Raw genomic sequence first — 13,993 nt, forward strand, 5'->3', positions numbered from 1 at the left:
TCTCGACGACAGCGCCCATGCCGCTGCCCGGCTCGGGCTATGCGCTCGCGCTGGCATGAAGCGGGCGTTTCACGGACAATGAACGCAAACACACACTTTCCGCGCGGTGTTTCCGCGGCCTGCGGCCACATGAATCACGGAATCACCCGGAACAAGCGTGTTTGCCGCGCGCACCGCTGCACCGAGCTCGTCGGGCGGCGCGCCCCATTCTTGTCCGTTGTCATTCCAAAGAGGCGCACATGCCCGTTAGCGGTAAGACGCCCATGCCGCCCAGTGCCGCTTCACGCGAGCGCCTGGGCTCGCTGGCGGCCCGGCCCGCGGTCGCGGCCACGGCCGCGTTCGTCGTGACGCTGGCCGCGATGCTGGCGGCGCGGCGCTGGTTCGACCCGGTGTTGTTCATTTGCGTCGCCGCCGCCCTGCTTCTGGCCACGAGCGCGTTCCTGCTCGTGCGCGCGCGTCGCGACGGGTCGTCCGCACGCAGCGAGGCAAGCCCCGGGAGCAGCCACGCCGGCGTGAACGAGGCTCGCATGATGGCGATCATCCGCTCCTCGATGGAAGCGGTCATCACCATCGACGAACAGCAGCGCATCGTCATCTTCAATCCGATGGCGGAACAGGTGTTCGGCTGTTCCGCGATGGACGCGATCGGCTCCTCGCTCGACCGCTTCATCCCGCAACGGTTTCGCGCGGTTCATGCGCGGCATGTCGAGCAGTTCGGCGAGACAGGCGTGTCGGACCGGCAGATGGGCAGGCAGCGGCTGTTATCGGGCTTGCGCGCCAACGGCGAGGAATTCCCGCTGGAGGCGTCGATCTCGCAGATCCGCGACGGCAACACGCGCCTTTACACGGTGATGCTGCGTGACGTCACGGAACGCGTCAGGGCGGAGCGCGCGCAGCAGCAGGCGCGCGAGGAGCTGCGCGAACTGTCGGCCAATTTGCAGAACATCCGTGAAGACGAGAAAACGCGCATCGCGCGCGAACTGCACGACGATCTCGGCCAGCAACTCACCGCGCTGAAAATGGACATCTCGTCGGTCGAACAGGCGCTGGATGCGTCGGCGAGCGCGCCGGTGCGTGAACAACTGCAAGGCATGCGCCGGCTGATCGACATGACGGTGGCCTCGGTGCGGCGCATCGCCGCCGATCTGCGGCCGGTCATGCTCGACGACCTCGGGCTGATTCCCGCGATCGAATGGCTCGCGAACGACTTCACCAACCGCTACGGCATCGACGTGGAGCGCGACATCGAAACCGGCGACGCGCGCTTCACGCCCGCGGGCGCCACCGCGCTGTTCCGCATCGTGCAGGAAGCGCTCACCAATGTCGCGCGCCATGCCGACGCCACGCTGGTCACGCTGAGCCTGCGCGCGGCGGAACAGACCTTCGTGCTGCGCATCGCCGACAACGGCCAGGGCGCGCAGCAGGCAGCCGAGCCGGCCGGCAAGTCGTTCGGCTTGCTCGGCGTGCGCGAACGCGCGCACATGCTCGGCGGCGCGGTCGACATTCATACGGCGCAAGGCGAAGGCTTCGTGCTGAGCGTCACCATTCCGGCGGAAACCGTGCAAATGCAGGAGATGCAAACATGACCCGCGTCCTGATCGCCGACGACCATGCGCTGGTGCGCGACGGTCTGCGCCATATCCTGGAGGGCGCAAGCGGCTTCGAAGTAGTCGGCGAAGCGAACGACAGCCCGAGCACCGTCGCGCTGATCCGCGAGCGGGCCGCCGACGTGCTGGTGCTCGATCTGTCCATGCCCGGCCGCAACGGCGTCGAGTTGATCAAGCAGATCAAGGAAGAAAAGCCGACGCTGCGCATTCTCGTGCTGACCATGCACGCCGAGCAGCAATACGCGGTGCGCGCGTTCAAGGCCGGCGCGTCCGGTTATCTGACGAAAGAAAGCGCGAGCGCCGAGCTGGTGGCCGCCGTGACCAAGGTCGCCGCGGGCGGTGTCTACGTGAGCCTCGCGATGGCCGAGCGGTTCGCGCAGAGCCTGAACGAACCCACCGATCTGCTGCCGCATCAGCGTCTGTCCGATCGGGAATTCGACGTGTTGAAGCGCATCGCCACCGGTCAGACGATCACCGAGATCGCGGCCGAACTGTGCGTGAGCGCCAAGACCGTGAGCACGTACAAGACGCGCATCCTCGAGAAAATGCAGATGCCGCACGACGCCGCGCTGGTGCGCTATGCGATGCGTCACAAGCTGGTCGGCGACGAGGACGACATCTAAACGCCCGCGTGATTCGCATCGGCTTGCGGGTCACGACGCGCACGGACCCCGCCGCCGCGCGTTCCCGCTCTAACCTGCCGCGCCAGCCGCCCACCACGCCCATTGCGCACTCCGCCCACTTAGCGCACTCGCCGATCCCCGCTCCGCTCCACCCGCTGTAGGAAACGCCCTACAGCACCTCCCTCTCGCCTACTCGAAGTTCATTCGACGCCGATTTCATTTAGATACGGCGCGACCGATACTTCGAGCCATGAACTCAAGCACTGACCACCCCGCCCTGCGCGTCTTTCTCGTCGACGATGCCGCATTGGTGCGGCACCGTATCGCCGCGCTGTTCGGCGCGCTCGACGGCGTCGAGATCGTCGGCCAAGCCGAGGAGCCCGGCGCGGCATTCGCGGGCATCGCCGCCGGCGCGGTCGATCTGGTCGTGACGGAACTGCATCTGAACGGCGGCACCGGCATGGAGTTGCTCGCGTTGCTTGCCCAACGCATGCCGCATGTGATCGTCATGGTGCTGACGAACCGTTCAGGCGCCTGGTTCCGGCGCGCATGCCTCGCGAGCGGCGCTCACTACTTTTTCGACAAGACCAGCGAATTCAATCTAGCGCGCAACGCGATCCAGCGGATCGCCGGCGAACATCGCGCGCGCACCCTTCCTCAACCTGGAGCACATCATGTCTGACGTTGCCGTCTATTCCGTCACGTCGCCCTCGCTTAAGACCCGGCAAGCCTCGCCCGCTCCCGCAGCGGAGCCGGCAACCGCGCGGGCGCCGCGCAACGACGCGGTACGTTGCACGGCCTGCTCGATGCGCTCCATCTGCATGCCGCAAGGGCTGACATCCGAGGAATTGCAACGGATGGAATCGCTCATCTGCCCGTCGCGGACCATCAAGCAGGGCGAGACCCTCTACCGCGCGAACGATTCGTTTCAGAGCATCTATGCGGTGCGCGCCGGCTCGTTCAAGACGGTCGTCATGCATCGCGACGGCCGCGAGCAGGTGACCGGTTTTCATCTCGCCGGCGACTCGCTGGGACTGGACGGAGTGTGCTCCGGCCACCATAGTTGCGACGCCGTGGCGCTCGAGGACAGCAAGGTCTGCATCATCCCGTTCCATCTGCTCGAAGCCATGTGCCGCGAGGTCAAGGCGGTCCAGCAGCACCTGCACCGGATGATGGGCGGCGAGATCGTGCGCGAGTCGTCACAGATGCTGTTGCTCGGCACCATGTCCGCCGACCAGCGGGTGGCGACGTTCCTGCTGAACATGTCGGACCGCCTGCGGCTGCGCGGGTATTCGCCGGCGGAATTTCATCTGCGCATGACGCGCGAGGAGATCGGCAGCTACCTGGGCATCAAGCTCGAAACGGTGAGCCGGATGCTCTCCAGGTTCCAGCGCGACGGACTGGTCGACATACGCGGCAAGGATATCCGGATCGTGGATCACGCGGGCCTCGTGCGGGTGTGATTCCGGGGTTGATCCGCGGTGCGGTTTTCGCCCGAACGCACCGCAAAACGCGGGGCGATGCGGACCACATCCGAACCGCTCACGCTAGCGAATGCTGAGCACGGCCGCGCCCGTCAGTCTGCCGTCACGCAGGTCGCTCAGCGCGCGGTTGGCATCCGTCAGCGGATACGTCGTCGTTTCGATCGCGAGGCGCGTCTCGTGCGCGATGCGCATGAAGGCGAGCCCGTCGTCGCGCGTCAGATTGGCGACCGACACCACGCGCCGCTCGCCCCACAGGAACGCGTACGGGAACGACGGAATATCGCTCATGTGAATTCCGCCGCACACCACCACACCGCCTTTCGCCACCGCTTGCAGGGCTTGCGGAACAAGCGCGCCGACCGGCGCGAACAGCAACGCGGCATCCAGTTCGTCGGGCGGCGTCTCATCGCTGCCGCCCGCCCAGGCCGCGCCGAGACGCAGCGCGAGTTGCCGGGCCGCATCGTCGCCCGGACGCGTCAACGCGTACACCGTGCGCTGCTGATGACGCGCGACCTGCGCGACGATATGCGCCGCCGCGCCGAAACCGTAGATGCCGATCCGCCGCGCGTCGCCCGCCATGCTCAAGGTGCGATAGCCGATCAGGCCGGCGCACAGCAGCGGCGCCGCCTCGATATCCGTGTAGTGCTCCGGCAGATGAAAGCAGTAGCGGCTATCGGCGACGGTGCGCTCGGCGTAGCCGCCGTCGATCGTATAACCGGTGAAGCCGGCCTCGTCGCAGAGATTTTCGCGCGCCGACAGGCAGTAGCGGCAATGCCCGCAGGTGCGGCCCACCCACGGCACCCCCACCCGGTCGCCGACGGCGAAGCCCGTCACGCCCGCGCCGAGTTCGGCCACCGTGCCGACGATTTCATGGCCCGGAATCACGGGCTGTTTCGGGTGCTCCAGCTCATGGTCGATCAGATGGAGATCGGTGCGGCACACGCCGCAGGTATGAACATCGATCAGGATCTGCCCAGGGCCTGGCGTCGGATCAGGCATATCCCGCTCACGCAGCGACGACGCGCTGCCGTCGAATACCATCGCACGCATCAGAGTCTCCTCGAACCGGGGCGGCTGGCGCATCGAAACGCATCGAAACGCATCCGAACGCATTGAAACAGGCCGCGCGCCCGGCCGCCTCACGCGAAATCAGTCGCAAAAGCGGAAATACCCGCTGTGCATGAGCACCGGCTTGGCCCCGATTTCGTTCAGCAGTTGCGTTGCCGCGTGTTCGATCGGATGCCGGTTCGAGTCGAATGCGGCGATCAGATCGTCCTCGCGCAGCGACGCGGCGCCAAAATGATCCTCGAGCGCTTCCGCGGTGATCGCGCACTGCACGCGCACGCCATCCACCTCGGCCGGAAACGCGACGACGAGATCGCGCGCGCAATATTCCGGACGTTCCTCGGGAAAATGAATCTTCATCATCACCACCTGGTTCCTTGCGCAGAATGCGAGGCTTGGGCGGCATGCCCGCCCACCCGCGCATCGCGCACCACGCGTCGAGGCGGCCCGGTCCGTGGGTCGCCCCGCTCTGCACCGCCTGTCATCAGCATAGGAGCCCGGCGCGATTCGTCAAACTCAGCCCCTGCGTCCTCGTTGACCGAGGTCAATCGCACCCGGAGCGCGGCCCTTACACTGGACTCATCCCCGTCGCCAAGGAGCGCGTGCCGTGAACGTCCTGTCCAGAAACTGTCTGGTGGCATGTGCCGGGTTCGTGCTGGCCGCCGCCGCGCACGCCGCGCCGGAGCCGGCCGCGCTGGTCGATCAGCATCACTGCATGTTTTGCCACACGCGCGATGCGCCGTTCCTCGCGCCGTCGTTTCAGCAGATCGCCGAGCGTTACCGCGACGTGCCGAACGCGCAGTTCATGCTCGAACACAAGCTGCGGCTCGGCGGCAAGGCGCATTGGGGCGATACGCCGATGCCGCTGCCGGCCGACCGCGGCGGCCCGCTGTCCCCGGAGGATGCGCACACGCTGGTGCAGTGGGTGTTGAGTCAATGACCCGCTTTTGAATCATGACTTCCGCGGTCTGCTCCGCCTGAACCGGACCGCCCGTTTCGGAGAATTTTCATGCGCCTCACTGTCCACCTCGACGCCTTCGACTGCACCCACCCGATGGCATTTGCAATCCTCTGGCTGGACAAGGACACGCGGCAATGGTCGCGCGAAGGCCACCACGGGCTCGACCTGCCCGAATGGGGCACGCTGCGGGTGGATGGCGGCAATACCCTTATGTGCGGCCCGCGCGACGCGACGCCTCTCTGCGTGCTCGAAGGCCTCGATCTGAAAGACCGCAGCGGGCCGTTCGAAGGCGAGACCGGACGCGCGCAATGCTGCGCGGAACGCGGCCGCCTCCTGATGACCGGCCACTGGCATGTGCAGTGTGTCGATAACGAGCAGGCGCAGCCCGAACACGGCTTGTTCGCTGCCGGCGAGGAAGCGTAACGAAGCAGCGTAAAACGCCGGCTGGCGCCGACCACCCGCTCGCGGCGCGGTGACGATCGCCGCGCTTATCCTACGTTTACGTATCGCCGTTGCGCGTCGGATTGAGCAAGAGCACAAAGCACGCGACGCCGCCAATCACGGCCGCGACACCGTAGTGGAAGAACTGCGGCGCATCGAACAGCAAACCGCGGATCGACGCAGCAATGCCCGCCAACGCCACGAATACGGCAATGGCCGAAAAAACGATTCTGCTTTCTGAGCGGACCATGATGCCCTCCACGGAGCCTGGACGGAGTGATAAAGACATCATCGCTCTCGCGGGCTGATTTCGCTTGACCGATATCAACATAGTCGGCATGCGCCGGAAAGAACGCGAAACCGGCAGGCCATGGCGTCTCCCCGATGACCTCGCGAAGCTCGATGCGCTCGTCGCATCGCGGATGCAATTGGCCGCTTTTCCGTGTAAGGCAATCCTGATTCCCATATAGGGAATCCCTGTTTTTTTCATTGCGCCTTTGTATTAATGCAATTGAAAATCGGCGACCGGCCCGATCCAATAAAATAGCGTCCGGTTTTGCTCTTCAGAACCCCTCGTCGTGGCCGTATACCTTGGATATGCGCTTGGATATGCGCTTGGATACGCGCTTGGACACGTGCCTCTTATCGCTCGACAGGATTGGAGCGATATCCGAATTCCATTCATCGCAGCAGCACGAGCCGCGCATTCATGTAAGCGAATGGAAAGCGAATGCCGGCAAATCAGTTTTATACGAATTAACGCGTATGTCGCAAATCGCGAGTCACTAAACCGCAGCACGAATAAGCCACGATGATGTCGTTCGCCGGCGCATGCCGGCAACACGGATCGCGGCCGCAAAAGCAAACGTTTGCCAACCATCGGCGGCCACCGCAAGGGTTCATGAACCCACCCCGGAGCCGTCCCAATCAGGAGCGGAGAAGCGCATGAAGCGGGCGAAATCGAGCAAGGCCGTTGCACCAGAGGCACACATGAATTCAGCTTCGCCTGAACCGTGGTTTGAACCATCGGACAGCCTCGCCAACGAGGCGGACATCGCCGAAGGCATGTCGCGCCGCACCTTCCTCTACAGCCTCGGCGCGTTGGCGCTGTCCGCCTGCGGCGGCGGCGCGGAAGGCGGCGCGTCCGCGGCGGCCTCGGCGCAGTCGTCGACCCAATCATCGGCGCAATCGTCGCCCCGGTCGACGCAAGCCGTGGCGAACAGCGCGTCATCCGGCGCGTTCGTGCATCCCGGCCTGCTGCATACCCAGGCCGACTTCGACCGGATGAGCCAGAAGGTCGCGGCGCAAGCGTCGCCGTGGGTCGATAGCTGGAACAGCCTGATCGCGAACAGTCACGCGAGCCTGTCATGGACGCCGCGTCCGCAAGCGGTGGTCTACCGCGGCGACGACGGCGTTCACCCGCAGAACTACTCGCTGCTGTTCAACGACATCGCGGCGGCCTACGCGTGCGCGCTGCGCTGGAAAGTGACGGGCAACACGGCGTATGCGGACAAGTCGGTGCAGATCATGAACGCGTGGTCCTCGACGTTGACCGGCCTCGGCGGCTCCACGGACGTCGATCTCGCGGCCGGCATCTACGGCTATGAATTCGCCAACGCCGGCGAAATCATGCGCACGTATTCAGGCTGGGCCGCCGCCGACCTCGCGCGCTTCCAGGCGATGATGCGCAACATCTTCTATCCGATCAATCACGACTTCCTCAACCGGCACAACAACACCCAGGCGACCCACTATTGGGCCAACTGGGATCTGTGCAACATGGCGTCGATCATGGCGATCGGCGTGCTATGCGACGACCAGGCCCTGTTCGACGAAGCCGTGTCCTACTTCAAGAGCGGCGCGGGCAACGGCGCGATCTTCAACGCGGTGTACTACGTGCACCCCGGCTATCTCGGTCAATGGCAGGAATCGGGACGCGACCAGGGGCACAACACGCTCGGCATCGCGCTCGGCGGCGCGATCTGCGAGATGGCCTGGAACCAGGGCGTGGACCTCTACGGCTACGACAACAACCGCTTCCTGATGGGCGCGGAATACGTCGCCAAAGGCAACCTGATCGAATCGGGCACGACGTATTACACCGTGCCCTATGTGCGCTACAACAATGTCGACAACGTCAATCAGACGGTGTTCTCGACCGCCTCTCAAGGCACGATCCGGCCCTGCTGGGCGCTGGTGTACAACCACTACGTCAACCGCAAGGGCCTGGCCGCGCCGTATACGCAGAAATTCGCGGCGCTGGTTCAACCGGAAGGCGGCGGCGGCAACTACGGCCCGAACAGCGGCGGTTACGACCAGCTCGGCTACGGCAGCCTCACCTGCACGCGCGATCCGATCGCGAGCGGCGCGGCGCCGAGCGGACTCACCGCGAGCGTCAGCGCGGGGCAAGTCATCCTGTCGTGGTGGGGGACCGCCTATGCGACGAGCTACAACGTGAAGCGCGGCAGCACGGCGGGCGGTCCGTACACGTCGATCGCGAGCGGCGTCACGGATCTGCTCAGTTACACGGACAGCGCCGTGGCGGCCGGCACCTGGTACTACGTCGTCACGGCCACGACGCCGTCCGGCGAAACGGCCGCGTCGAACGAGGCGGTGGCGGTCACCGCGGTGCAACTGCAAACGTGGCTCGCCTTCGACGAAACGAGCGGCACGAGCGCGGCCGATTCGAGCGGCAACGGCCATGCCGGCACGCTCGTCGGCGGAGCGAGCCGGGTGCCCGGCAAGAAAGGCAATGCCGTTTCGCTCGACGGCAGCACCGGCTATGTCAGCTTGCCCGTCGATCTGGTCGCCGACGTCGCCGACTTCACGATCGCGGCCTGGGTCTACTGGAACGCGGCGCGAACCTGGGAGCGCGTGTTCGACTTCGGCGCCGGCACGGGCCGCTACATGATGCTGACGCCGCGCGCCAACAACGGGCTCGCGCGCTTTGCGATCACCTTGAACGGTGGGGCCGGCGAGCAGGATATCAACGGCAATGTGGCCCTGCCCACCGGACAATGGGCGCACGTCGCGGTGACGTTGTCGGGCGGCGTCGGCACGCTGTACCTGAACGGCGCCGCGATCGGCATCAACACGGCGATGTCGTTCGCGCCGTTCCGCCTGGAAAGCACGAGCCAGAACTGGATCGGCCGTTCGCAATTCGCCGATCCGTATTTCAACGGCTCGATCGACGAGTTCCGCGTCTATCGCAACGCGCTCAGCGCCGAGCAGATCACGGCATTGATCTCCGCGTAGCGACGGGCCGGCATCTCGACGGGCACCTCCTCGACGCAGCGTCAGCATTGAGCGCCCCGCCTCGGGCGCATTCAATGCGCGCTGCGTTGATTCAGGTCAATCCCTGGGTTGCGTTCAGGAACAACATGCAACGCATGGGCCGCGCTTGTGCCACGTTTGGGCCACGCTTGAGCCGCGCTTGGCCCCCCATGCGCGGCCCAAAAAATCGCGAACTGGCGCGCGATTTGCTTTAAGCGATGTGCCCATACGGTTCTGGCGATCGACCAGACCTGACCAGCAGGAGGAGACAAATGCGCGATGCCGTTCATCACGCCATGACCCCAATCGCCCCGCATGAAGCGGGCTGGCTCACGCCATCCATCCAGAGGTCCCACGAGCGTTCGCAGACGTTCGGCCTCAGTGCCTTGATGCGGCCCGACTACGACGTCCTGCCGGCCGCGGAACTCGCGTTGCGGCTGGAACAGAGCCGCGTTCTGTGCGCGCATGCCACGCCGGTGATGGAAACGCTGCATGAGCAGATCGTCAACACGCAAAGCATGATCGTGCTGACCGACGCCGAAGGGCTGATTCTTCATTCGATCGGCGACGACGAGTTTTTGCGCCGCGCGGAGAAGGTGGCGCTGCGCCCCGGCGCGAATTGGGCCGAGGACCGCCAGGGCACCAACGCGATCGGTACCGCGATCGCCGAATGCTCGCCGACCGTCGTGCATGGCGAGCAGCACTATCTGGCGGCCAACCGCTTTCTGACCTGTTCGAGCGTGCCGATCCTCGATCCGTATGGCGATCTGATCGGCGTGCTCGACGTGAGCGGCGACCATCGCAGCTACCATCAACATACGATGGCGCTCGCCAAGATGTCCGTGCAGATGATCGAGAATCATCTGTTCACCAATACCTTCCGCGAGACCTTGCGGATCGCCTTTCACGGCCGGCCGGAGTTTCTCGGCACGCTGATGGAAGGCATCGCCGCGTTCACCTGCGATGGGCGCTTCCTGTCCGCCAACCGCAGCGCGCAATTCCAGTTGGGCCTGCCGCTCACCGCCTTGCGCGCGCATACGCTGTTCTCGTTGTTCGGCCTGACGAGTCCGCAGTTGATCGACCGTCTGCGTGCGGGCGGCGACCGGAATCTGTCGTTGAACCTGCATAACGGCGCGGTGGTTTGCGCGCGCGTCGAATTCCGCCGCGCCACGCTCGCCGAGGACGGCGTGCCGCCGCCTGCGCCGCGCGCGGAGAAGCCCGCGCCGCGCCCCGACGCGACGCCGCCGGCGGTGGCCGCGGGCGCGCTGTCGAGACTGAGCTATCTGGACACCGGCGATCCGCAGATCGCCACGGTCATCACCAAGGTCCGCAAGGTGCTCGGCAAGGACATCCCCATTCTGATCACCGGCGAGACGGGCACCGGCAAGGAACTGCTCGCGCAGGCGATCCACAACGATTCGCCGCGCAGGTCGGGGGCGTTCGTCGCGGTGAACTGCGCTTCGATACCGGAAAGCCTGATCGAATCCGAACTGTTCGGCTATGAAGAAGGCGCCTTCACCGGCGCGCGCCGCAAGGGCGCGGCCGGCAAGCTGCTGCAGGCGAACGGCGGCACGCTGTTTCTCGACGAGATCGGCGACATGCCCTACCCGCTCCAGGTGCGGCTGCTGCGCGTGTTGCAGGAGCGTCTCGTCAATCCGCTCGGCTCGACCAAATCGATTCCCGTGGATATCGCGATCATCTGCGCGACCCATCGCGATCTGCGCGAGATGATCGCGCAGAACTGTTTCCGCGAGGACTTGTATTACCGCCTGAACGGTCTGGTGGTGAAACTGCCGCCGCTGCGCGAGCGCACGGACCTGCTAGCCGTGATCCAGAAGATGCTGCATTGCGCATCGCTCGATGAGCCCGACGGCCGGCGTCTGAGCGTCGCCGCCGACGTGATGGCGCTGTTCGAGCAGTGCGCGTGGCCGGGCAATTTTCGTCAGCTCGGCAATCTTCTGCGCACCGCGGCCGCGATGGTGGACGAGGACGGCGAGATTCGCCGCGAGCACTTGCCCGACGACTTCTTCGACGATTTGCGCTCCGCCCCGTCGCCCAGCGCGCGCCCCGCCGAAGCCGCTCCCTTGCAGGGCGAGCGCTTGCGCGACGTCACCACCAGCGCGATCGCCGCGGCCATCGCGCAGCATCGCGGCAACGTGTCGGCGGCGGCCCGCGCGCTGGGCGTGTCGCGCAATACCATCTACCGCAAATTGCCGGCGCTAGCGAGCACGGACGGCACCGCGGGCGAGGCCTGACAGCGGACCGAGCGCTACGGACCTCGCGCGACGACACGTGTTCAACGGTGTTCCATATTGCAACAGGCGTGTTCTTCGATTGAACAGCGCGCGGTTCAGCGCTGCGCTGTTCGATGCGCCAGATCGGCGCAAGCAGCAGGCAAAAGCGGTTGATGCCGCGTTGATCTCAACGGCCGCGTCATCACTGCGCGGCTAACCGCTTCGATACGCCGTTTCGCTCCATCCGGCATGGACATTGCGTTTAATGACGCGGCCGCTTAGCTTTAACCATGCGGTTTTTCCCATCACATGCCATACCCCAGGAGACAGCCATGCAGTGGACCACCCCCGCCTATACCGATCTTCGCTTCGGTTTTGAAGTCACGATGTACATCGCCGTTCGCTGAAGCAACGATGAAGCGCCGCGCGCACGTTGCAAGTCGTCATCGTGCGCGGCGGCGCCCTGCTCATCGTTCAGCCACACCCCGCTTCCCATGACCGCCCCGAACATCCGGCGCTACCTCAGCTTGCGGCCGCGCCTGCGCGCGATATTCCGCCTGCAATGGGAAGCCGGGCAGCATGCCTATGTGTTGCTCCATCCCGAAGGTCGGGTGACGCTCAATCCGAGCGCGGGCGAAATTCTCTCGCGCTGCGATGGCACGCGCGAACTGGACGACATCATCGGTGAACTGGAGGATCTGTTTCGCGCGTCCGATCTGGCCGCCGATATCTATCGCTTCATCGACCATGCACGGCAACGCGGCTGGCTCGATTGACTCGATTGACTCGATTGACAGGGGTTGATGCGGGCATCGTGGGAGGGCCGAGCGGGCAGGTCGTCATGGCTGTTGGCACGGCTCAACCGACCTCTCGCATCGCGTGTGTTTTCATGCGCCGCGCACGGCATCTTCTCTAACACGCAATCGCTCTTGAGCCCGACCTCCGGCGCTCGCCGCGCAACCACACGGCGAGCGCCGGGCCTTCGCACTATTGCGCGGCGCGCGCGTTGAGCGGCGTCGTCGACGCTTTCGCGGCGTCGTCCGTCAGCTTCGTCTTGCCGGCTCCATAGCCGTTCGAATACAGCAGGAACGCCATGATGTCGGCGTAATCCTGCGGCTTCATCTTGCCGGGACGATCCGCCGGCATATTGCTCGCCATGTAGCCGTACACCCCGCCGATCGTGAGCTTCGCATTCGCGGCCGGCGCGAACGACGGCCCGCGCAGCGCGGGCGCATTCAGCCCTTGCAGATCGGGACCGTGGCACTTCGCGCACGAACTGGAGTACAGCGTCTTGCCGTGCGCGACCTGGGCGCGGTCGAAGCCGGGCGCCTCGGCGGGTGCGCTCGCATCGACCTTGATGAAGCGGCCTTGCGGCGACTCACGGCCGCCCGCGCGCATCATCCGCCCCACGTCGTTGCCGCGCGCGGGGCCGTCGCGATAGGCGAACGTGGCCGCCGGTCGCGCGTCGGCCAGCGCCGTTTCCGGCAAACGCCATGCGCGGGTCAAGGCGGCGAGCCTGCCGTCGGTCGTCATCTTCTCCAGCGCGGCGTCGATACGCGGGCGCAACGCGGCGCCGTTCGTGCCGAACGCGAAGGTCAGATGCCAGTCCGCATACGGCGAGTGCGTGCCGGCGATCTGGAAATGCCGCTCGGGATGCGCGATCGAATAAGCGACGACCGCCGGATACCAGACGATCGCGCGCCGCGCATGGCCGCGTGCCACGGCATCGACGGTCAGTTCCGCCGTGTTCTCCAGGTCGAGTTCGACACCGGGTTGCTGCACGGCGATCAGTTGCGCGGGACTCGCGTAAGTCGCCGCGACCACTTCGGCGTCGCCGGCCTGCGCCGACGAGCCGCGCGACGTGACGCTCACATACCCGGACTGTAGATAACCGCGCGAGAACGTGAGCTTGCTGGCGGCGCCGTCCGCGACCTCGGAGCGCGGGAAGCCCGCGATCACGTCGCATTTGCGCGCCAACGCCTTGTCGAGTTCCTTTAGCGACACGCCGTCGTCGTCGCTGCTGGCGAAGCCGCCCGGCGCGAGCGACAGTGCGATGCCCGCGGTGCGGAACGCTTCGCGCGCCACCGCCTCGTCGAGCGCCGTGGAGGGACTGCCGGGGAACGTGCAGACGCGCACGCTGGCCGCCCCGGCAAGAACGGATTGAGGCGCGAGCGCGCCAATCGCCAGCAACGCGCTGGCGAGAGCAAACGAATGGAGTGAAGTCTTCATGATCCTGCTTTCCGGAAAAGGCCCGGCCGCCACGACCGCAGGGCGCACGCAAGCTGCGTGGCGCAAACCGGCGCGG

14 protein-coding genes are annotated in these 13,993 nt (G+C 65.6%); 10 read left to right on the plus strand and 4 right to left on the minus strand.

The features are described 5' to 3' along the window. Positions 1-239 precede the first annotated feature (239 nt). From BUE39_RS25490 to fnr, 4 genes are all read left to right on the plus strand, one after another. The gene (locus tag BUE39_RS25490) at positions 240-1,586 is read left to right on the plus strand and encodes a PAS domain-containing sensor histidine kinase (RefSeq protein ID WP_073431486.1); all 1,347 of its coding nucleotides are present in this window, start codon (positions 240-242) and stop codon (positions 1,584-1,586) included. Then, the gene (locus BUE39_RS25495) at positions 1,583-2,230 is read left to right on the plus strand and encodes a response regulator (RefSeq protein ID WP_073431487.1); all 648 of its coding nucleotides are present in this window, start codon (positions 1,583-1,585) and stop codon (positions 2,228-2,230) included. Before BUE39_RS25490 ends, BUE39_RS25495 begins: the two co-directional genes overlap by 4 nt. Positions 2,231-2,480: 250 nt before the next feature. Further along, a complete protein-coding gene (locus BUE39_RS25500) occupies positions 2,481-2,912 on the plus strand; it encodes a response regulator (protein WP_073431488.1) in 432 nt (143 codons plus the stop codon). Further along, on the plus strand, positions 2,905-3,693 hold the full coding sequence (gene fnr / locus BUE39_RS25505) for a fumarate/nitrate reduction transcriptional regulator Fnr (RefSeq protein WP_073431489.1): 789 nt from the start codon (positions 2,905-2,907) through the stop codon (positions 3,691-3,693). Before BUE39_RS25500 ends, fnr begins: the two co-directional genes overlap by 8 nt. Before the next feature lie 84 nt (positions 3,694-3,777). Here the strand turns inward: fnr and BUE39_RS25510 are convergent, their stop codons facing one another. Beyond that, positions 3,778-4,764 carry a zinc-dependent alcohol dehydrogenase family protein gene (locus BUE39_RS25510; RefSeq protein WP_073431490.1) on the minus strand — a complete coding sequence of 329 codons (987 nt, stop codon included), beginning with the start codon at positions 4,762-4,764 and terminating at the stop codon, positions 3,778-3,780. A gap of 99 nt (positions 4,765-4,863) precedes the next feature. Next, positions 4,864-5,148, minus strand: coding sequence for a DUF1488 family protein (locus tag BUE39_RS25515; RefSeq protein ID WP_176035829.1), 285 nt, complete (start codon positions 5,146-5,148; stop codon positions 4,864-4,866). A gap of 238 nt (positions 5,149-5,386) precedes the next feature. Between BUE39_RS25515 and BUE39_RS25520 the strand changes: the two genes are divergently transcribed. Both BUE39_RS25520 and BUE39_RS25525 read left to right on the plus strand, forming a co-directional pair. Further along, a complete protein-coding gene (locus BUE39_RS25520; protein WP_073431491.1) occupies positions 5,387-5,719 on the plus strand; it encodes a c-type cytochrome in 333 nt (110 codons plus the stop codon). A gap of 69 nt (positions 5,720-5,788) precedes the next feature. After that, complete coding sequence (locus tag BUE39_RS25525; protein WP_073431492.1) at positions 5,789-6,163, plus strand: DUF3564 domain-containing protein; 375 nt, start codon at positions 5,789-5,791, stop codon at positions 6,161-6,163. Positions 6,164-6,239: 76 nt separating this feature from the next. Here the strand turns inward: BUE39_RS25525 and BUE39_RS36115 are convergent, their stop codons facing one another. Further along, on the minus strand, positions 6,240-6,671 hold the full coding sequence (locus BUE39_RS36115; protein WP_412534870.1) for a DUF2964 domain-containing protein: 432 nt from the start codon (positions 6,669-6,671) through the stop codon (positions 6,240-6,242). Positions 6,672-7,171: 500 nt separating this feature from the next. Between BUE39_RS36115 and BUE39_RS25535 the strand changes: the two genes are divergently transcribed. The 4 genes from BUE39_RS25535 to pqqD all read left to right on the plus strand — a co-directional run bounded on the left by BUE39_RS25535 (position 7,172) and on the right by pqqD (position 12,464). After that, positions 7,172-9,436 (plus strand): LamG-like jellyroll fold domain-containing protein, encoded by a 2,265-nt coding sequence (locus BUE39_RS25535; protein WP_084561484.1) that lies wholly within the window; start codon positions 7,172-7,174, stop codon positions 9,434-9,436. 290 nt (positions 9,437-9,726) lie between these two features. After that, positions 9,727-11,709 carry a sigma-54-dependent Fis family transcriptional regulator gene (locus BUE39_RS25540; protein ID WP_073431494.1) on the plus strand — a complete coding sequence of 661 codons (1,983 nt, stop codon included), beginning with the start codon at positions 9,727-9,729 and terminating at the stop codon, positions 11,707-11,709. Between the two features lie 311 nt (positions 11,710-12,020). Then, positions 12,021-12,095 (plus strand): pyrroloquinoline quinone precursor peptide PqqA, encoded by a 75-nt coding sequence (gene pqqA, locus BUE39_RS25545; protein ID WP_073431525.1) that lies wholly within the window; start codon positions 12,021-12,023, stop codon positions 12,093-12,095. Positions 12,096-12,182: 87 nt separating this feature from the next. Continuing rightward, positions 12,183-12,464, plus strand: a complete 282-nt coding sequence (gene pqqD, locus BUE39_RS25550; protein ID WP_073431495.1) for a pyrroloquinoline quinone biosynthesis peptide chaperone PqqD — start codon at positions 12,183-12,185, stop codon at positions 12,462-12,464. Between the two features lie 211 nt (positions 12,465-12,675). Here pqqD and BUE39_RS25555 read toward each other — a convergent pair whose 3' ends face one another. Beyond that, positions 12,676-13,917 carry a c-type cytochrome gene (locus BUE39_RS25555; RefSeq protein ID WP_073431496.1) on the minus strand — a complete coding sequence of 414 codons (1,242 nt, stop codon included), beginning with the start codon at positions 13,915-13,917 and terminating at the stop codon, positions 12,676-12,678. Positions 13,918-13,993: the final 76 nt, after the last annotated feature.

Source organism: Paraburkholderia terricola (assembly GCF_900142195.1).
GTDB lineage: Bacteria > Pseudomonadota > Gammaproteobacteria > Burkholderiales > Burkholderiaceae > Paraburkholderia > Paraburkholderia terricola.

What these genes read in the sequence shown, in the direction of transcription:
- BUE39_RS25490 (WP_073431486.1), top strand. Translation starts at nt 240, where the DNA reads ATGCCCGTTAGCGGTAAGACGCCCATGCCGCCCAGTGCCGCTTCACGC.
- BUE39_RS25495 (WP_073431487.1), top strand. Translation starts at nt 1,583, where the DNA reads ATGACCCGCGTCCTGATCGCCGACGACCATGCGCTGGTGCGCGACGGT.
- BUE39_RS25500 (WP_073431488.1), top strand. Translation starts at nt 2,481, where the DNA reads ATGAACTCAAGCACTGACCACCCCGCCCTGCGCGTCTTTCTCGTCGAC.
- fnr (WP_073431489.1), top strand. Translation starts at nt 2,905, where the DNA reads ATGTCTGACGTTGCCGTCTATTCCGTCACGTCGCCCTCGCTTAAGACC.
- BUE39_RS25510 (WP_073431490.1), bottom strand. Translation starts at nt 4,764, where the DNA reads ATGCGTGCGATGGTATTCGACGGCAGCGCGTCGTCGCTGCGTGAGCGG.
- BUE39_RS25525 (WP_073431492.1), top strand. Translation starts at nt 5,789, where the DNA reads ATGCGCCTCACTGTCCACCTCGACGCCTTCGACTGCACCCACCCGATG.
- BUE39_RS36115 (WP_412534870.1), bottom strand. Translation starts at nt 6,671, where the DNA reads ATGAAAAAAACAGGGATTCCCTATATGGGAATCAGGATTGCCTTACAC.
- BUE39_RS25535 (WP_084561484.1), top strand. Translation starts at nt 7,172, where the DNA reads ATGAATTCAGCTTCGCCTGAACCGTGGTTTGAACCATCGGACAGCCTC.
- BUE39_RS25540 (WP_073431494.1), top strand. Translation starts at nt 9,727, where the DNA reads ATGCGCGATGCCGTTCATCACGCCATGACCCCAATCGCCCCGCATGAA.
- pqqD (WP_073431495.1), top strand. Translation starts at nt 12,183, where the DNA reads ATGACCGCCCCGAACATCCGGCGCTACCTCAGCTTGCGGCCGCGCCTG.
- BUE39_RS25555 (WP_073431496.1), bottom strand. Translation starts at nt 13,917, where the DNA reads ATGAAGACTTCACTCCATTCGTTTGCTCTCGCCAGCGCGTTGCTGGCG.